The following is a 17,876-nucleotide window of genomic DNA, read 5'->3' on the forward strand; positions in this document are numbered from 1 at the left end:
GAGTCAGCCCCTCCCCAGGAGCAGTCGGGCCTCGCCGACCGTGATGACGGAGCCGGTGACAAGGACGCCACCGCCCGCGTACTCGCCCTCTTCCTCGGCGAGGGTGATCGCTGCCTCAAGCGCGTCCGGCAGGCGCGGCTCGACCTGGACGCGGTCGTCGCCGAAGACCTCGACGGCGAGCCCGGCCAGCGTGTCCGCGTCCATCGCGCGGTGGCTGGAGTTCTGCGTGATGACGACCTCGGCGAAGATCGGCTCGAAGGCTTCGAGCAGCCCCTTCATGTCCTTGCCGTCGCTCGCCGCGACCACGCCGATCAGCCGGCTGAAGTCGAAGACCTCGCTGACCGCCTCGGCGGTGGCGCGGGCGCCCGCCGGATTGTGCGCGGCGTCCAGGACGACGGTGGGCGAGGTGCGCACGACCTCCAGGCGGCCCGGCGACGAGACCGAGGCGAAGGCCTTGCGGATGGTGTCGATGTCGAGCACGCGCGCGTGCTGCGAGCCGATGCCGAAGAACGCCTCCACCGCGGCGAGCGCGACGGCGGCGTTGTGCGCCTGATAGGCGCCGTGGAGCGGCAGGAAGACTTCCTCATACTCCCCGCCGAGACCGCGCAGGGTCAGGAGCTGGCCGCCGACCGCCACCGTGCGGGAGACGATGCCGAACTCCAGGCCCTCGCGGGCCACCGTCGCGTCGACCTCGACGGCCTTCTTCAGGAGCACCTGCGCCGCGTCCACGGGCTGCTGGGCGAGGATCACCGTCGCGTCCGGCTTGATGATCCCGGCCTTCTCGGCGGCGATCGCGCCCGGCGTCGTGCCCAGGCGGTCGGTGTGGTCCAGGTCGATGGGCGTGACGACGGCGACCGAGCCGTCGATCACGTTCGTCGCGTCCCAGCTGCCGCCCATCCCGACCTCGACGACGCCGACGTCCACGGGGGCGTCCGCGAAGGCCGCGTACGCCATGCCGGTGAGCACCTCGAAGAAGGAGAGCCTGTAGTCCTGTTGGGCGTCGACCATCTCGACGTACGGCTTGATGTCGTTGTACGTCTCCACGAAGCGCTCGGCCTCGATGGGGGCGCCGTCCAGGCTGATCCGCTCGGTGATCGACTGGACGTGAGGGGAGGTGTACCGCCCGGTCCGCAGCTCGAAGGCGGAGAGGAGTGCCTCGATCATGCGGGCCGTGGACGTCTTGCCGTTCGTGCCCGTGATGTGGATCGAGGGGTACGCGCGCTGGGGCTCGCCCAGGACGTCCATCAGCGCGGCGATCCGGCTGACGGAGGGCTCCAGCTTCGTCTCTCCCCAGCGGCTCGCGAGCTCGGTCTCGACCTCGCGCAGCGCCTTGTCCACCTCCGGATCGGTGGGGCGGGAGGGGATGTCGCCCTGGGGCGGGCCCGCCTGGGTGCGCAGGGTGCGGCTGCCCGCCTCGATCACGGCGAGGTCGGGGTCACGGTCGGTCTCGGCTTCGACGATCTCGGCGAAACGGTCGTCGCTTCCGTCGTGGTCGTCGCGGTCGGGGTGCTCGCTGTCAGGCGGGGGGAGGTCACTCACGTACGCCAGTCTACGGACGGGGTGTGACAGCCGCCGTCGGGACCTGCTCAGGCTCTCTCGGGACTTTGGTCCTGCCCGATTCGGGACCAAGGTCCCGCCGATCCGGCGAATCGCCGGGCAAACTTGGCGATCATGGACATAGGTATCGACCTCGGCACAGCGAACACCCTTCTCTACGTCCGCGGCCAGGGGATCGTGCTCAACGAGCCGTCCGTGGTCGCCGTCAAGGTGGGCGCGCGGGCCGCCCTCGCCGTCGGTACGGAGGCCAAGGAGACGATCGGCCGAACGCCGGGCTCCATCACCGCGATCCGTCCTCTCCGTGACGGCGTGATCAGCGACTACGAAGCCGCCGAGGAGATGATCCGGCACTTCGTCCGCAAGGCCGTGCCGGGGCGCCGTCCCCGTACGCGGATGGTGGTGTGCGTGCCGAGCGGTGTCACGCCGGTCGAGCGCCGGGCCATCGTGCACGCGGCGCAGCGGGCGGGGGCCCGTGCCGTGCATCTGGTGGAGGAGCCGATGGCCGCGGCGATCGGGGCGGGGCTTCCGGTGGCGGAGCCGCGGGGCTCGATGGTGGTCGACATCGGCGGCGGGACGACCGAGGTCGCGGTCATCTCCCTCGGGGGGATCGTCACGGCGCAGTCGCTGCGGGTGGGCGGGGACCGCCTTGACGAGGCGATCACGAACTTCGTGCGCAAGGAGCACGGGCTGCTCATCGGCGAGCGGACCGCCGAGGACATCAAGGTCGCCATCGGCTCGGCGTGGCCGGTTCCGGAGGACGAGGCGCTGGAGTCGCGGACGTTCACCGTGCGGGGGCGGGAGAAGGTGCGGGGGCTGCCGAAGACGGTGGAGCTGACGGCACGTGAGGTGCGGGCGGCGCTGGACGAGCCGGTGGAGGCGGTGATCGCCGCGGTGCGTACGACGCTGGAGGAGTGCCCGCCGGAGCTGTCCGGGGACGTCATGGAACACGGCATCGTCCTGACGGGCGGCGGCGCGCTGCTGCCCGCCCTGGACCTCCGCATGGCGTCAGCCACGGGGATCCCGGTGTTCGTGGCGGATGACCCACTGGACAGTGTGGCGCTGGGCTGCGGCAAGTGCGTGGAGGACTTCGACGGGTTGGAGCGGGTGATGTCGGCGGCGTAGGGCTGCGGCGGGCGGGGCGGTGCGGGTCTGTCTGTGGGGCGGGGCCGCGCCGGTATGTCCGTCCTCGCTATCGTCCGGTGGCCGCTGGGCTGCTTCGACACCGGAGCGCCGCGAGCCGTGCTCCGGGCAGACATACCGGCACGTCCCCTCGCGTCTCGATGCCGACTGCGGGCCGCCGCCCCCGCTCTTCCGGAAATCGGGTTCGCTGCGGGGCAATCGGGCGGGTGGGCGGGAAAGCTTGTTCGTGCAGGGGGCGCCGCGGGGTAACCACAAGGCCCTCAGGCCAAGTCCCCCGCGGGCAGCGTCGCCAGGACCTCGTAAGCCCCCCGGCAGGGGCCCGCCGAGAAGCTGCCGCCCACCGTGTGGACCCGCTCGGCCATCCCCGCGGTGCCGGTCCCCGCGGAGACCGGCGACGGGGCCGGGCCGGCCGCGGGCAGGGCGTTGCGGACGTTCACGTGCGGGTGGCCGTCGGCCACCCGCACCCGTACGTCCACCCGCTCCCCCGGCGCATGCTTCGCCGCGTTCGTCAGACACTCCTGCACCACCCGATGCACCGCCGCCTGCCGGATCGGCGACAGGCGGTAGGCCGACCCGTCGATCAGGAGGTCGACCGGCGTGCCCGCCCGCTCACTGCGCTCGGCCAGTTCAGGGAGCGCGTCGAGCCCGGGAGTCGGAGCGCCGTCCACACCGCGCCGCACGATGATCTCGTTCAGCATGCGATGCGCCGAGCGCGCCGTCTCCGACAGTTCCTCGAAGCCGTCCTCGAAGGCCCCGCCCGTCGCACGCCGGGCAAGCACCTGAGAGCGCACGCTCAACAGCGTCAGCTCACGGCCGACGAAGTCGTGCACGTCCCGTGCGATACGGGCCCGCTCCCGCTGGACCGCGTGCAACGCGTCCGTCTCGGCCCGCTGGGCCTGAAGCGCACGCACCAGGTCCTGGCGGTTGGCCGCGACGCCGACCCCCGCCGCGAGCACACCGATCGGCACGACCAGGCTGAGGAAGGAGCTCAGGGTGTCACCGCGGTGCACCGGCCAGCCGGGCAGAGTGAACATCACGTACGCGAAAGCCACATAGCCGAGCACGCCGAACGTACCGGCGAGACGCCCCCGGTACCTGCCCAGGGAGTACAGCGCGAACTGAGCGAGGGTCAGCTCGTGCAGCCAGCCGACGAGCGCGAGAGCCACCGCGTACGTCACCCAGGGCGCGCGGCGGCGCAGCAGCAGCGACGCGGCGCCGCAGGCGAGGACCAGGGCCGCGAGCGGGCCGTTGAGGGAGTTGTCCGCCTCGGCGAGGCCGGGGATGTCCAGGCTCATCAGGGCCAGGCAGCTCAGCGCGGTGAGAGCGTCCTGCACGCGGGGCGCTCGCGCCCAGCGCCCGGCGAGACGACGGCCCGGGGCCGCCGCCTCGCGAATCGCCTGGGCGACGGGCAGGTCGTGCATGTCCACCATCATCCAAGGTCTTTCTGCCCGAATCATCGGACTTATGACCTTTATTTCGTGAAGTGTGACACGTCGGCGTGGCGGTCCCGGAAAGGCCGCCCCCGGGGGTCAAATCAGACCATGTGGTATGCCCAGAACCCCGGCCGACGGACCCGCCAGCTCCTCGGCGACGGCGCGGTCCTGCTCTGGACCGCGCTGTGGAGCGCCGCCGCCGTCGTCGCCTACCGGCTGGCCTGTCTGCTCACCCGCCCCGCGCCGGAGGCACCGCCCCCGCCCATCGGCGACCCCTCACGCCTGCCCCTGGTCGGTGATCGCGTCGACTCCGCGCTGCGGGCCGCCGCGGACGCCGCCGGAGCCGGGGACCCGGTGACCGTACGCGCGGCGGTGATCGTGGGCGCCGTCGCCGTCTTCCTCGTACCCGTCGGTCTCGTGCTCAGCAGCTGGCTCCCCCGCCGCCTGCGCTGGATCCGGCAGGCAGCCGCCGCCCACGAGCTCGCCGCCAGCGACGACGGCCGCGAACTGCTCGCCCTGCGCGCCCTGCTGCGTCCCCTGGACGAGGTCGCGCGGACCGCGTACGAACTCCCCGACGCGACCGCCGGCAGCCTCGCCGAGGGCTGGCGCGGCGGCGACCCCGCCATCATCGACGCGCTCGCCGAGGCGGAGCTGGTGCGCCTCGGGCTGCACATCCCCGAGCAGGTGTACATCCCCGTACAGGAGACGGGACACGAACACGGGACAGGGTCCATGGAACCCTCCGGTTCCATGGACCCTGTCACCACTGCCTGACCAGGCACCGCCTGACCAAGCACCGCCTGACTAAGCCTGCGGCAGCCCGTCCAGCTGGGCCTGAAGACGGGCGATGTCGGCGTCCGCCTTGGTGAGGCGGCCGCGGATCTTGTCGACCACGTTGTCCGGCGCCTTCGCCAGGAACGCTTCGTTGCCGAGCTTCGCCGTGGCCTGCGCCTTCTCCTTCTCGGCCGCCGCGAGGTCCTTGGCGAGGCGCTTGCGCTCCGCCGCGACGTCGATCGTGCCGGACAGGTCGAGCGCGACCGTGGCGCCCGAGACCGGCAGCGTGGCGGTGGCCGCGAAGCCCTCGCCCTCCGGCTGGAGGCGCAGGAGCTGACGGATGGCCGCCTCGTGCGGGGCGAGCGCCGTGCCGTCCAGGGTGAGGCGGGCCGGGACCTTCTGGCCCGGCTGGAGGCCCTGGTCGGCGCGGAAGCGGCGGACCTCGGTGATGACCTGCTGGAGGGTCTCGATCTCCTGCTCGGCGCCCCGGTCGCGGAAGCCGCTGTCCTTGGGCCACTCGGCGATCACGAGGGACTCGCGGCCGGTGAGGGTCGTCCAGAGCGTCTCCGTCACGAACGGGACGATCGGGTGCAGGAGGCGCAGGGTCACGTCGAGGACCTCGCCCAGGACGCGGCCCGAGACCTTCGCCGCGTCGCCGCCGCCCATGAACGTGGTCTTGGACAGCTCGACGTACCAGTCGAAGACCTCGTCCCACGCGAAGTGGAAGAGGGCGTCCGACAGCTTGGCGAACTGGTAGTCGTCGTAGAGCGCGTCGACCTCGGCGACCGTCGCGTTCAGCCGGGACAGGATCCAGCGGTCCGTCGCCGAGAGCTGCTCCACGGGCGGCAGATCGCCCTCGATCGTGGCGCCGTTCATCAGCGCGAAGCGCGTGGCGTTCCAGATCTTGTTGGCGAAGTTGCGCGAGCCCTGGACCCAGTCCTCGCCGATCGGCACGTCGACGCCGGGGTTGGCGCCGCGGGCGAGCGTGAAGCGGACGGCGTCCGAGCCGTACTTGTCCATCCAGTCGAGCGGGTTGACCGCGTTGCCGAAGGACTTCGACATCTTCTTGCCGAACTGGTCGCGGACCATGCCGTGCAGCACGATCGTGTGGAACGGCGGGGTGCCGTCCATCGCGTACAGACCGAACATCATCATCCGGGCGACCCAGAAGAAGAGGATGTCGTAGCCGGTGACCAGGACGGAGTTCGGATAGAACTTCGCGAGGCTGTCGGTTTGCTCGGGCCAGCCGAGCGTGGAGAACGGCCACAGGCCGGAGGAGAACCACGTGTCCAGGACGTCGGAGTCCTGGGTCCAGCCCTCACCCGTGGGCGCCTCGTCGTCGGGACCGACGCAGACGACCTCGCCGTTGGGCCCGTACCAGACCGGGATCCGGTGGCCCCACCACAGCTGGCGCGAGATGCACCAGTCGTGGAGGTTGTCGACCCAGTCGAAGTAGCGCTTCTCCATCTCCTGCGGGTGGATCGCGACCTTTCCGTCGCGGACCGCGTCACCGGCGGCCTTCGCCAGCGGGCCGACCTTGACCCACCACTGCATCGACAGGCGGGGCTCGATGGTGGTCTTGCAGCGCGAGCAGTGGCCGACCGAGTGCGTGTACGGGCGCTTCTCGGCGACGATGCGGCCCTCGGCGCGCAGCGCGCCGACGATGGCCGAGCGGGCCTCCAGGCGGTCCAGGCCCTGGAAGGGGCCGGGGACCGTGATGACGGCGTGCTCGTCCATGACCGCGATGTTGGGCAGGCCGTGGCGCTGGCCGATCTCGAAGTCGTTCGGGTCGTGCGCCGGGGTCACCTTGACGCAGCCGGTGCCGAACTCGGGGTCGACGTGCTCGTCCGCGACGACCGGGATCGAGCGGTCGGTCAGCGGCAGCTTGATCAGCTTGCCGACGAGGTGCTTGTACCGCTCGTCGTCGGGGTGGACGGCGATGGCCGTGTCACCGAGCATCGTCTCGGCGCGGGTGGTGGCGACGACGACGGTCTCGTCCCCCTCGCCGTACTTCAGCGAGACGAGCTCGCCGTCGTCGTCCTGGTACTCGACCTCGATGTCCGAGATCGCGGTCAGACAGCGCGGGCACCAGTTGATGATGCGCTCGGCGCGGTAGATCAGCTCGTCGTCGTAGAGCTTCTTGAAGATGGTCTGGACGGACTGCGAGAGCCCCTCGTCCATGGTGAACCGCTCACGGTCCCAGTCGACGCCGTCGCCGAGGCGGCGCATCTGCCCGGAGATCTGGCCGCCGGACTCGCCCTTCCACTTCCAGACGCGCTCGATGAACTCCTCGCGCCCCAGGTCGTGGCGGGACTTGCCCTCCTTGGCGAGCTCGCGCTCCACGACGTTCTGCGTGGCGATGCCCGCGTGGTCCATGCCCGGCTGCCACAGCGTCTCGAAGCCCTGCATGCGCTTGCGGCGCGTGAGGGCGTCGATGAGCGTGTGCTCGAAGGCGTGCCCGAGGTGCAGGGAGCCGGTGACGTTCGGCGGCGGGATGACGACGGTGTACGGGGGCTTCTCGCTCGCCGCGTCGGCGGAGAAGTAGCCGCGTTCTACCCAGCGCTCGTACAGCGTCCCCTCTACCTCGGCCGGCGCGTACTGGGTCGGCAGTTCGGTGATGGGCGCTGGATTCTGCTGCTGAGTGTTCTCGGTCACCGGGCCAGTTTAGAGGTGTCACAGACCCGTCCCGAAACCGGATTCTTGAGTAACGGTTGCGGCCGCGAGCCACACGGGGGCTCTGCCTTCGTACAGGATGTCGGGAACACATAAGCGTTCGGAGGGGAACCCACGCAATGAGCTACAACCAGCCTGGCCCGTACGGCGGGCAGCAGCCCCAGCAGCCCGGTCCTTACGGGCAGCAGCCGGGCCAGCCTGGCCCCTACGGCCAGCAGCCGCAGGCACCCCAGCCCGGCTACGGCTACCCGCAGCAGGCACCGCAGGGAGTCCCCCCGCAGCAGGGCGGCTACAGCCAGCCGCAGCAGCCGGGTCCGTACGACCACAACCAGCAGGGCGGCCCCTACGGCCAGGTCCCGCCGCCCCCGCCCGCGGGTGGCGGCAGCGGCAAGAAGACCGGCCTCATCATCGGCGCGGTCGTGGCGCTCGTCGCGATCGGCGGCGGCATCTGGTGGTTCACGGCGGGCAAGGACGACAGCTCGTCGTCGGCGGGCAACGCGGCGGTGGCGGACGACGGCGCGCACAAGCTGGTGACGCCCGAGACGGTGCTCTCCGAGTACAAGAAGCAGGCGTCGTCCGACGGCGGGTTCAACGACGACGACATGGAGCGGGCCGAGAAGGACGGCGTCAAGAACGGCAAGCCCGTCGACGCCGAGTACCAGTCGGGCGACAAGAGCAACCCGTTGGCGCAGAAGATGATCAAGTTCATGGGCGTCTACGGCGAGATCGACAACCCGTCCAAGGTCGTCGACGGGATGTTCGACAAGATGAAGGATGAGTCGAAGAAGGAGGACGCCTCCACCTCCACCGGCAAGCTGATCGGCAGCCCGAAGAGCTTCAACGCCGATGGCGCGGTGCTCAAGTGCCAGGAGACGGAGATCAAGGGCGGCGGCTCCGGACCCAAGTCGATCCGCATGCCCGTCTGCATCTGGGGCGACAACAGCACGCTCGGCATCGTGATCCCGGTCGACATGGCGAGCGCCATGACCGGCAAGGGCGCCTCGCTGGAGGACGCCGCGGACACAACGACGAAGCTTCGCAAGGAAGTCCGCGTCAAGGCCTGATTTCTCGCCCGATGTCCTGACGGCGTCACCTCGCGCACAGCAGCCCCGGTCGATTCGGCCGGGGCTGCTTACGTCAGGATGTCGGCATCACATAAGCGCACTCACGGGGGAACCCACGTCATGAGCTACAACCAGCCAGGCCCGTACGGTGGCCAGCAGCCCCAACAGCCCGGCCCCTACGGCCAGCAGCCGCAGGCCCCGCAGCCCGGCTACGGCTACCCCCCGCAGGCCCCGCAGGGCGTGCCTCCGCAGCAGCCGGGCCCGTACGGCCAGCCGCAGGCGCCTTACGGCCAGCAGGCTCCCTACGGGCAGGTCCCGCCGCCTCCGCCCCAGGGCGGCGGCGGCAAGAAGACCGGCATCGTCATCGCCGCCGTGGTCGCGGTCGTCGCGGTCGCCGTGGGTGGCTACTTCGCCTTCGCGGGCGGTGACGACGACAAGGGCAAGGGCGGCGGCTCCTCGAACGTCGCAGGCGGCGGAGGCGACGAGGCCGGCATCAAGGACGACGGTCCGCACAAGCTGATCACGCCCGCGGTGGTGCTCTCCGAGTACAAGAAGGGCGAGGAGGGGGCCAGCGAGAGCGGCATGACCTCCAGCGACGTCAAGAAGGCCGAGGAGCACGGCGTGAAGAACGCCAAGGACGTCGCGGCGCAGTACCAGGCGGGCGACAAGGACAACCCGCTGTCGCAGAAGATTCTGCAGTTCAACGGCGTCTACGGCGACATAGCGGACCCGGAGAAGGTCGTCGACGCGATGTTCGGCGAGGCGGAGAAGAACGCCCAGGAAGGCGGCAGCGGCAGTTCCGGCGAGTCGATGACGCTGGTCGGCAGCCCCAAGTCGTACAGCCCCGCCGGTCTCGACGGTGCGGTGCTCAAGTGCCAGGAGATGAAGCTCGACTTCGGCTCGTCGTCGACCGGCAGCACGTCGGGCCCCAGCGAGATGTCGATGGCCACCTGCATCTGGGGCGACAAGAGCACGCTGGGCATCGTGATCACTACGGACGTGGCGAACGCGATGGCCGGCAAGAGCGTCGACCTCGACGAAGCGGCGGACAAGACGGCCAAGTTCCGCAAGGAAGTTCGCGTCAAGCTCTGACGCCGGAGGGGAATCCACACGATGAGCTACAACCAGCCTGGCCCGTACGGCGGCCAGCAGGCGCCCTACGGCGGCCCCCAGCAGCCGCCCGCCCCGCAGCCCGGGTACGGCTACCCGCAGCAGCCCCAGGGCCCTTACGGGCAAGCTCCGTACGGGCAGCCCCCGTACGGGCAGCCCCCGTCGGGCGGTGGCGGCAAGAAGGCCGGGATCATCGTCGGTGTCGTCGTCGCGGTCGCCGCGGTGGGCGCCGGTGTCTGGTGGTTCACCGCCGGCAAGGACAGCGGTTCCGTCGCCGATGACGGCAAGACGTACAAGCTGACGGCGCCCGAGAGCGTCCTCGGCGGTCAGTACAAGAAGGACACGTCGGGCGGCAGCGGTGGCGGTATGTCGTCGAGCGACCTGAAGGACCTGGAGGAGCAGGGCGTCAGCAATCCCAAGGACGCCCACGCCGCGTACAACTACGGCGAGGGCGCGACCATGAAGTCCCTCAACTACTCAGGTGTGTACGGCGAGATCGAGGACCCGGAGAAGGTCGTCGACGCCATGTTCGCCGAGATGAAGAGGAAGTCCACCGAGGAGCCCGGCAGCCTGAGCCTCATCGGCAGCCCCGAGGAGTTCACCCCGGACGGCTTCGAGAACGGCGTCATGAAGTGCCAGGAGGCCGAGTTCAAGATGGGTGACGTCGGCCCGGACGACGAGGGCGTGCCGAACAGCTTCAAGACGCCGATATGCGTCTGGGGCGACCACAGCACGGTCGCGTCCGCGGCCTACTCCGACGTCGCGGCGACCGCCGGCGGCGCGGACATCAAGCTGGAGAACGTCGCCAGCTTGGTGACCAACCTGCGTGACGACGTGCGCGTAGAGGTCAAGTAGGCGGTACGGAACAGACGAAGGGGCGCCCGGCGAACGAATCGCCGGGCGCCCCTTTCGCGTATGTCACGTAGTCCTGGAAACTACGCCGACTTCTGCTCGCCCGCGCCCGGGCCCCGCGCGTCGCGCGGCACCAGGGTCGGGTTGACGTTCGAGTGGACGACGTCCGCCGTGATGACCACGCGGGCCACGTCCTTGCGGGACGGAACCTCGTACATCACCGACTGGAGGACCTCCTCCATGATGGCGCGCAGCCCTCGCGCGCCGGTCTGGCGCAGGATCGCCTGGTCGGCGATGGCCTCCAGCGCCTCGCGCTCGAAGTCCAGCTCCACGCCGTCGAGTTCGAACAGGCGCTGGTACTGCTTCACGAGTGCGTTGCGCGGCTCCACCAGGATCTGGAGCAGGGCCTCGCGGTCGAGGTTGTGGACCGAGGTGATCACGGGGAGGCGGCCGATGAACTCCGGGATCATCCCGAACTTCACCAGGTCCTCCGGCATGATGTCCTCGAACCGGTCCTTCTCCTGGAGCTCGCGCTTGGAGTGGATCGTGGCGCCGAAGCCGATGCCCTTCGCGCCCGCCCGCGACTCGATGATCTTCTCGAGGCCGGCGAAGGCGCCGCCCACGATGAAGAGCACGTTCGTCGTGTCGATCTGGATGAACTCCTGGTGCGGATGCTTGCGGCCGCCCTGCGGGGGCACCGAAGCCGTCGTGCCTTCCAGGATCTTGAGCAGGGCCTGCTGGACGCCCTCGCCCGAGACATCGCGCGTGATCGAAGGGTTCTCGCTCTTGCGGGCGACCTTGTCGATCTCGTCGATGTAGATGATGCCCGTCTCGGCCTTCTTGACGTCGTAGTCAGCGGCCTGGATGAGCTTCAGGAGGATGTTCTCGACGTCCTCGCCGACATAGCCCGCCTCCGTGAGCGCCGTCGCGTCCGCGATGGCGAACGGGACGTTCAGCATGCGCGCGAGCGTCTGCGCGAGCAGCGTCTTGCCGGAGCCGGTCGGGCCGAGCAACAGGATGTTGGACTTGGCGAGTTCGATCGCGTCGTCACGGCCCTGCGCGCCGCCGGTCTCCCCGGCCTGGACCCGCTTGTAGTGGTTGTAGACCGCTACCGAGAGGGCTTTCTTCGCGGGCTCCTGGCCCACGACGTACCCCTCGAGGAATTCGTAGATCTCGCGAGGCTTGGGGAGTTCCTCCCAGCGCACCTCGCTCGTCTCCGCGAGCTCTTCCTCGATGATCTCGTTGCAGAGGTCGATGCACTCATCGCAGATGTACACACCGGGACCTGCGATGAGCTTCTTGACCTGCTTCTGACTCTTCCCGCAGAACGAGCACTTGAGCAGATCGCCGCCGTCACCGATGCGTGCCACGAGGTGCTTCCCCTTCGCCTGGGAGACGCCACGTTCAGCGACTCCTGGTGCCTCTATCTGACGGTACCTTGCCCGGCCCCCCGTTCGGGCCCCCCTTGGCACGGTTCGCTTTGACGTGAACCGTGCCAAGGAACGGCAGATGCTACAGCGCTGCGTCAGACGACCGAGGCGTTGTTCATCTTCCGAGTGGAGATGATCTGGTCGACGAGGCCGTACGCCAGTGCGTCCTCGGCAGTGAGGATCTTGTCGCGCTCGATGTCGTCGCGGATCTTCTCGATCGGCGTCGTGGAGTGCTTGGCCAGCATCTCCTCCAGCTGCGAGCGCATCCGGAGGATCTCGTTCGCGGCGATCTCCAGGTCGGAGACCTGACCGCGGCCCGTCTCGCTGTAGGGCTGGTGGATCAGGACGCGCGCGTTCGGGAGCGCCATGCGCTTGCCCGGCGTACCGGCTGCGAGGAGCACGGCGGCGGCGGACGCGGCCTGGCCCATGCAGACCGTCTGCACGTCGGGCTTCACGAACTGCATCGTGTCGTAGATGGCCGTGAGCGCCGTGAAGGAGCCACCGGGGCTGTTGATGTAGATCGAGATGTCACGGTCGGGGTCCATCGACTCCAGGCACAGGAGCTGCGCCATGACGTCGTTGGCCGACGCGTCGTCGATCTGCACGCCGAGGAAGATCACGCGCTCCTCGAAGAGCTTCGCGTACGGGTCGTACTCACGCACGCCCTGCGAGGTGCGCTCGACGAAGCGCGGGATGACGTAGCGGGACTCGGCGGTGGGGCCGGTGTACTCGGCCTGGGTGCGGTCGTTCAGGCCGCTGCCGGGGTAGTTCTTCATCTCTGTAGGTCTCCTGAGGAGCGTGGGCTGAGTCGGCTTCGGAAGGGCTGAGCGGTTCAGGCTCAGGCTCCGGTGCCGCCGCCGCCCGGCATGCTGGCCGCGTTGGGCATGATGTCGTCGATGAGGCCGTACTCCTTGGCCTCCTGCGGGTCGAACCAGCGGTCTCGGTCCGAGTCGCGGGTGACCTGCTCGACGGTCTGCCCGGTGTGGAACGCGGTGAGATCGGCCATCTTCTTCTTGGTGAGAAGGAGACGCTCGGCGTGGATCTTGATGTCCGACGCGGAGCCCGCGAGTCCAGCGGAAGGCTGGTGGATCAGGATCTCGGCGTTCGGCAGCGCGAAGCGCTTGCCGGGGGTGCCGGCGCTGAGCAGGAACTGGCCCATGGAGGCCGCCATGCCCATCGCGATCGTCACCACGTCGTTCTGGATGTACTGCATGGTGTCGTAGATCGCCATGCCGGCCGTGATGGATCCACCAGGGCTGTTGATGTAAAGGAAGATGTCCTTGTCCGGCTCAGCGGCAAGGAGCAGCAGCTGCGCCGTGATCTTGTTGGCGATGTCGTCGTCCACGGCCTGGCCGAGGAAGATGATCCGCTCGCCGAGCAGCCGGTTGTAGACCTGGTCGCCGAGGCCACCACCGATGGAGGGGTCGCCGGCGGCGGAGGGCATCAGATTCGTCACGTATCCACCTGCTCGTCTTACGACGGCGCCGGGCCGTCTCACGTCTTCTTCTGAGGCTTGGGACCCCGCGTGCTCGCCGCTCCGGGGCGGCTTCGGGGACTCCCCTGCCCTCGTATTCATGGACCCTAACGCTCAGCCCCGTCCGGGGAATCCCGCAAAGGCGACTGTTCGCTGTGAGCGCAGGTTCTGGCGGGGGCGCCTTGTCAGCTGCCGGTGCGCCCCGTCAGGGGCGCGGGGAACTGCGCGCTCAGCCCCCGCAGGGCCGCAGTCGCGTCTGCCGCGTCAGGTCCCACGGCGAGTGCGGCTCGTACGTGGTTGCTCGCGCAGTTCCCCGCGCCCCTGACGGGGCACGACGAGGCCCCCGGGATCGAGATCCCGGGGGCCTGTCTTACGAGCGTCAGAGCGAAGCTCAGGCTTCGGTCTTCTCCTCGGCGGCGGCTTCGGAGGCCTGCTCACCCTCGGCGGGAGCCTCTTCCTCGTCGTCGAGGTCAACGACCTCGCCGTTCGTGTCCTTGACCGTCGCGGCCTCCACGACAACCGCGAGGGCCTTGCCGCGGGCGACCTCGCCGACCAGCATCGGGACCTGGCCGCCTTCGACGACGGCCTGGGCGAACTGGTCGGGGGACATGCCGGAGGACTGCGCGCGACGCATGAGGTGCTCGGTGAGCTCCTCCTGGTTCACGTTCAGCTTCTCCTTGTTGACGAGCTCGTCGAGGACGAACTGCGTCTTGATGCCCTTCTCGGCCTGCTCCTTGGTCTCGGCGTCGAACTCTTCCTCGGTCTTGCCCTGGATCTCCAGGTACTTCGCGAGGTCGAGGCCCATCTGGCCGAGCTGGTGGTTCACCAGGTTGTGCTTGCGGGTCTCGATCTCGTCCGCGAGGAGCTTCTCGGGGACGGGGACCTCGACCAGCTCGAGCAGCTTCTCCAGGACGCGCTCCTGGGCCTGCGTCGCCTGGTCGTACTGCTTCATGTTCTCGAGGCGCTTGCGGCTGTCCGCCTTGACCTCGTCCAGGGTGTCGAACTCCGACGCGAGCTGCGCGAAGTCGTCGTCCAGGGCGGGCAGTTCACGGGCGGCGACCTGGGTGACCTTGACGGTCACCTCGGACTCCTTGCCGGCCGCCGAGCCGCCCTTGAGCTCGGAGGTGAAGGTGGCCTCGCCACCGGCCTCCAGGCCCTTGACGGCGTCGTCGATGCCCTCGAGGAGCTCGCCGGAGCCGATCGTGTAGGAGACGCCGGACGCGACGCCGTCCTCCAGGACCTCGCCCTCGACCTTGGCCTCCAGGTCGATCGTCACGACGTCGCCGTCCTCGGCGGCACGCTCGACCGGCGAGGTGGACGCGAAGCGCTCACGGAGCTCCTCGACGGCCTTCTCGACGTCCTCGTCGCTGACCTCGACCGCGTCGACCTCGACCTCGATGCCGGAGTAGTCCGGGATCTCGATCGCGGGACGGATGTCGACCTCAGCGGTGAAGTTGAGGGTCTCGTTGTCCTTCAGCTCGGTGATGTCCACCTCGGGCTGGCCCAGGACGTTGAGCTCGGCCTCGTTCACGGCCTCGGTGTAGAACTTCGGGAGCGCGTCGTTGACGGCCTCTTCGAGGACTGCGCCGCGGCCGAACCGCTGGTCGATGACTCGGGCAGGGATCTTGCCCTTGCGGAAGCCCTTCACCGTGACCTGCTGGTTGATCTTCTTGTAGGCCGCGTCGAGGCTGTCCTTGAGCTCCTCGAAGGGCACCTCAACAGTGAGCCGAACCCGGGTCGGGTTCAGGGTCTCCACGGCGCTCTTCACGGTTCGGTCTCCTTGGGGCTGACTTCTTGGGATTGAGCCCGGCTCAGAGACACACGGGCACACAGCTTGCATAGTAACGGCAAGCGGGAGCCGACCCACAATGCGATCTTGCGAAGGAGATCCTGGAAGAGATCCAGCTGGTCGGGGTGGCGGGATTTGAACCCACGGCCTTCCGCTCCCAAAGCGGACGCGCTACCAAGCTGCGCCACACCCCGTCGGTGCGACACGTAGGGTACATGCCCGCAGGCAGTGCGGCGCCCGCTTAATCGCGAGTACGTACGGGGTGTGCGGACAGGGCGTCCGACCCGCTACGATGCTTGCCGTGCCGCGGTCGCTGACCAGCAGTGTCCTGCGGCGCGAGCTGTGCGGGTGTAGCTCAATGGTAGAGCCCTAGTCTTCCAAACTAGCTACGCGGGTTCGATTCCCGTCACCCGCTCTGTGGCCTCGGGCCCGGTTCCTCGGAATCGGGCCCGAGGCTTTTCTTCGTTCAGGGGACGCAGGGGTTCTCAGGGCTTCTCAAGGGTTCCGTACGTCGATCGAGAAGACGGAGCGCGTCCCGTAGGGGACATAGAGGGCGTCGCCCACGAGGGTCAGGGGGGCGCCCGGCTCGTCGGTCATCGCCGCGCTCGCTCCCCGGCCCGCGCGGGTCCAGCCGATCTCGCCCGTGTCCCGGTCGAGCGCCGCGATGCGGCCGCTGGGGGACGCAAGGTAGACCGTGTGCAGGCGGCGGGTCTCCAGGTCGAGCGCGATGATCCTGCGGTGCGTCTTCACGGAGGGGTCGGTGAAGAGCAGGCGCCCTCCGTTCTGTCCGAGGAAGTTGAGCTCGTCGCGGGCCGTGGCGGTCCAGCTCGGTTTTCCGGTGGCCGGGTCGAGCCGGATGATCCGGGTGCCGTCCGGGTCGCCGGTGGGGCAGAAGAGGTAGCCGTGGCCGGCCGCGGACCGCAGGTCGCACTCCCCGCCCGTCGAGGCGAGGCGCGGGAACGGGTGCTGCCAGACGGGCTTGCCGTCGTCGGGACCGAGGAGGGCGTACGAGGATCCCTCGTCGCCGTAGGCGGTGAGGACACCACCGTTCGTGGTCGCCACCGTGGCGGGGCCGGCGGAGTCCTTCAGCTCAGCCGCGGTCTCCGGCGCCATGGCGCCGGTGCCCCGCTGGGTCGGCCTGGTCCAGAGCTCGCGGCCGGTGCGGGCGTCGATGGGTCTGGTCGTTGCGGTAGACGAAGAGACGGTGGCCGGACCTGCCGATCACGGTGCCTTCGTCGAGTGACCAGGAGTCGGGCTCGGGGTCGACCGGCAGGCTCCAGGCGGCCTTGCCGGTGGCCAGCGAGAAGCGCATGGCCTTGACGTCGTTGCCCGCGCGGGCCGTACCTGTCATCCGCCGCACCGGAGCTGTCCTTGGCCTGCCAGGCCCGCCACCCCTCCGGCAGATCACCGCGTCCGGGCCCGTCCGGCGCCGCGAGGCGTACGACGACGCCCGTCCCCAGCGCCACGAGCAGCGCCCCACCCATGGCCGCCCCGACGATCACCCGTCTGCGGCGGCGCGGGCGCGTGGGCGGCGGGGTGTCGGCGGGCGGGGGCGGCGGGGGCAGGGGCTCGCCCCTGAGGAGGGCCAGGAGCTCGTCGGGGGTGGGGCGGGACGTGGGGTCCTTGGCGAGGCACTGCTCGACGAGAGGGAGCAACTCCTCGGGGACGCCTTCGAGTTCGGGCGCGCCCTCGACGACGCGGGTGGCCGTCTCGTACGGACTGTCGCTGTCGAAGGGGCCGCGTCCCGTCGCCGCGTGCACCAGGACCGCGCCCAGCGAGAAGACGTCGGACGCGGGGCCCACCTCGCGGGGCGTGGTGAGCTGCTCCGGGGGTCCCCGACGAGGGCCCCGGCCGTGCGGGAGACCCCGAAGTCGATGACGCGGGGGCCGTCCTCCGCGAGCATCACGTTGGCCGGTTTCAGATCGCGGTGGACCACGCCGACGCGGTGGATGTCGGGCAGCGCCTCGATCAGGCCCGCCGTGAGTTCACGCAGCCGGTCGAGGGGCAGTGGGCCTTCGCGGCGCACGTGGGTGCCCAAGTTCTCGCCGGGGGTGTAGAGCGTGGCCATCCACGGGCTCGGGGCGTCCGCGTCGGCGTCCACGACCGGGGCCGTGAAGGCGCCGCTGACCTGGCGCGCCGCCTCGACCTCACGGCTGAAGCGCGTCCGGAACTCGGGGTCGTCGGCGTACTGACCGTGTACGACCTTCAGCGCGAGGCGCCGTCCGGAGGCCGATCGGGCGAGATGGACGACGCCCATGCCGCCGGAGCCGAGCCGGTCGTCGATCGGATAACCGCCGATCTCCGCCGGGTCCGAGTCGCGGAGAGCCATCCGCCGGTCAGAAGCTGATCGAGTTGATGGTCTCGGCCACCTCATTGAGGAAGCGATTTATGGAGGGGGCCATTCCGGTCGAGGCGAGGAAGAACCCGAAGAGCACCGCGACGATCGCGGGCCCCGCTTTGATCGATCCTCCGCGGATCAGCACGATGAGGATGATCGCCAACAGCAACACCACTGACAGCGAAATGGCCACACTGATCACACCCTAGGTCGGTCTCTCCCCGGCCCGGGGGGTACGACCC

The 17,876-nt window shown here is 69.5% G+C and carries 15 protein-coding genes, 2 tRNA genes and 1 pseudogene; 6 read left to right on the forward strand and 12 right to left on the reverse strand.

Features of this window, described 5'->3' with window-relative positions; genetic code table 11:
* Positions 1-3: 3 nt before the first annotated feature.
* A complete protein-coding gene (folC, locus tag ACWGI2_RS13270; RefSeq protein ID WP_453395536.1) occupies positions 4-1,539 on the reverse strand; it encodes a bifunctional tetrahydrofolate synthase/dihydrofolate synthase in 1,536 nt (511 codons plus the stop codon).
* Positions 1,540-1,671: 132 nt separating this feature from the next.
* Here folC and ACWGI2_RS13275 point away from each other — a divergent pair, with 132 nt between their 5' ends.
* Positions 1,672-2,679, forward strand: a complete 1,008-nt coding sequence (locus ACWGI2_RS13275) for a rod shape-determining protein (RefSeq protein ID WP_453395537.1) — start codon at positions 1,672-1,674, stop codon at positions 2,677-2,679.
* Between the two features lie 278 nt (positions 2,680-2,957).
* Here ACWGI2_RS13275 and ACWGI2_RS13280 read toward each other — a convergent pair whose 3' ends face one another.
* Positions 2,958-4,118 carry a sensor histidine kinase gene (locus ACWGI2_RS13280; RefSeq protein ID WP_453695320.1) on the reverse strand — a complete coding sequence of 387 codons (1,161 nt, stop codon included), beginning with the start codon at positions 4,116-4,118 and terminating at the stop codon, positions 2,958-2,960.
* Positions 4,119-4,238: 120 nt separating this feature from the next.
* On the opposite strand from ACWGI2_RS13280, the gene ACWGI2_RS13285 reads away from it, so the two are divergent.
* Positions 4,239-4,904 (forward strand): hypothetical protein, encoded by a 666-nt coding sequence (locus ACWGI2_RS13285; protein WP_453395539.1) that lies wholly within the window; start codon positions 4,239-4,241, stop codon positions 4,902-4,904.
* Positions 4,905-4,934: 30 nt separating this feature from the next.
* Here the strand turns inward: ACWGI2_RS13285 and ACWGI2_RS13290 are convergent, their stop codons facing one another.
* Positions 4,935-7,559, reverse strand: a complete 2,625-nt coding sequence (locus ACWGI2_RS13290) for a valine--tRNA ligase (protein ID WP_453395540.1) — start codon at positions 7,557-7,559, stop codon at positions 4,935-4,937.
* Positions 7,560-7,696: 137 nt separating this feature from the next.
* Between ACWGI2_RS13290 and ACWGI2_RS13295 the strand changes: the two genes are divergently transcribed.
* From ACWGI2_RS13295 to ACWGI2_RS13305, 3 genes are all read left to right on the forward strand, one after another.
* A complete protein-coding gene (locus ACWGI2_RS13295) occupies positions 7,697-8,641 on the forward strand; it encodes a hypothetical protein (RefSeq protein WP_453395541.1) in 945 nt (314 codons plus the stop codon).
* A 120-nt stretch (positions 8,642-8,761) separates the two neighbouring features.
* On the forward strand, positions 8,762-9,733 hold the full coding sequence (locus ACWGI2_RS13300) for a hypothetical protein (RefSeq protein WP_453395542.1): 972 nt from the start codon (positions 8,762-8,764) through the stop codon (positions 9,731-9,733).
* Between the two features lie 21 nt (positions 9,734-9,754).
* Complete coding sequence (locus tag ACWGI2_RS13305; RefSeq protein WP_453695322.1) at positions 9,755-10,606, forward strand: hypothetical protein; 852 nt, start codon at positions 9,755-9,757, stop codon at positions 10,604-10,606.
* 80 nt (positions 10,607-10,686) lie between these two features.
* On the opposite strand, the gene clpX is transcribed toward ACWGI2_RS13305, so the two are convergent.
* The 5 genes from clpX to ACWGI2_RS13330 all read right to left on the reverse strand — a co-directional run bounded on the left by clpX (position 10,687) and on the right by ACWGI2_RS13330 (position 15,490).
* Positions 10,687-11,973 carry an ATP-dependent Clp protease ATP-binding subunit ClpX gene (clpX, locus tag ACWGI2_RS13310; protein ID WP_160505024.1) on the reverse strand — a complete coding sequence of 429 codons (1,287 nt, stop codon included), beginning with the start codon at positions 11,971-11,973 and terminating at the stop codon, positions 10,687-10,689.
* Positions 11,974-12,128: 155 nt separating this feature from the next.
* Positions 12,129-12,809, reverse strand: a complete 681-nt coding sequence (locus ACWGI2_RS13315) for an ATP-dependent Clp protease proteolytic subunit (protein ID WP_453395544.1) — start codon at positions 12,807-12,809, stop codon at positions 12,129-12,131.
* 62 nt (positions 12,810-12,871) lie between these two features.
* Positions 12,872-13,477, reverse strand: a complete 606-nt coding sequence (locus tag ACWGI2_RS13320; RefSeq protein ID WP_202122057.1) for an ATP-dependent Clp protease proteolytic subunit — start codon at positions 13,475-13,477, stop codon at positions 12,872-12,874.
* A 421-nt stretch (positions 13,478-13,898) separates the two neighbouring features.
* Positions 13,899-15,275, reverse strand: a complete 1,377-nt coding sequence (tig, locus tag ACWGI2_RS13325; protein WP_453695324.1) for a trigger factor — start codon at positions 15,273-15,275, stop codon at positions 13,899-13,901.
* Between the two features lie 138 nt (positions 15,276-15,413).
* A tRNA-Pro gene (locus ACWGI2_RS13330) sits at positions 15,414-15,490 on the reverse strand.
* A 150-nt stretch (positions 15,491-15,640) separates the two neighbouring features.
* Between ACWGI2_RS13330 and ACWGI2_RS13335 the strand changes: the two genes are divergently transcribed.
* Positions 15,641-15,711, forward strand: a tRNA-Gly gene (locus tag ACWGI2_RS13335).
* Between the two features lie 80 nt (positions 15,712-15,791).
* Here the strand turns inward: ACWGI2_RS13335 and ACWGI2_RS13340 are convergent.
* The 4 genes and pseudogenes from ACWGI2_RS13340 to ACWGI2_RS13355 form a co-directional block, all read right to left on the reverse strand.
* Positions 15,792-16,409: an outer membrane protein assembly factor BamB family protein gene (locus ACWGI2_RS13340; RefSeq protein ID WP_453695325.1), complete on the reverse strand. Its 618-nt coding sequence runs from the start codon at positions 16,407-16,409 to the stop codon at positions 15,792-15,794.
* A complete protein-coding gene (locus tag ACWGI2_RS13345) occupies positions 16,387-16,647 on the reverse strand; it encodes a hypothetical protein (RefSeq protein WP_453395934.1) in 261 nt (86 codons plus the stop codon). The genes ACWGI2_RS13340 and ACWGI2_RS13345 overlap by 23 nt, the downstream gene beginning before the upstream one ends.
* 292 nt (positions 16,648-16,939) lie before the next feature.
* A pseudogene (locus ACWGI2_RS13350) lies at positions 16,940-17,670 on the reverse strand (serine/threonine-protein kinase); the annotation flags it as partial.
* Positions 17,633-17,827, reverse strand: coding sequence for a hypothetical protein (locus ACWGI2_RS13355; RefSeq protein WP_160505028.1), 195 nt, complete (start codon positions 17,825-17,827; stop codon positions 17,633-17,635). The gene ACWGI2_RS13355 and the pseudogene ACWGI2_RS13350, both read right to left, overlap by 38 nt.
* Positions 17,828-17,876 lie beyond the last annotated feature (49 nt).

It is taken from the genome of Streptomyces sp. NPDC054866 (genome assembly GCF_053610745.1).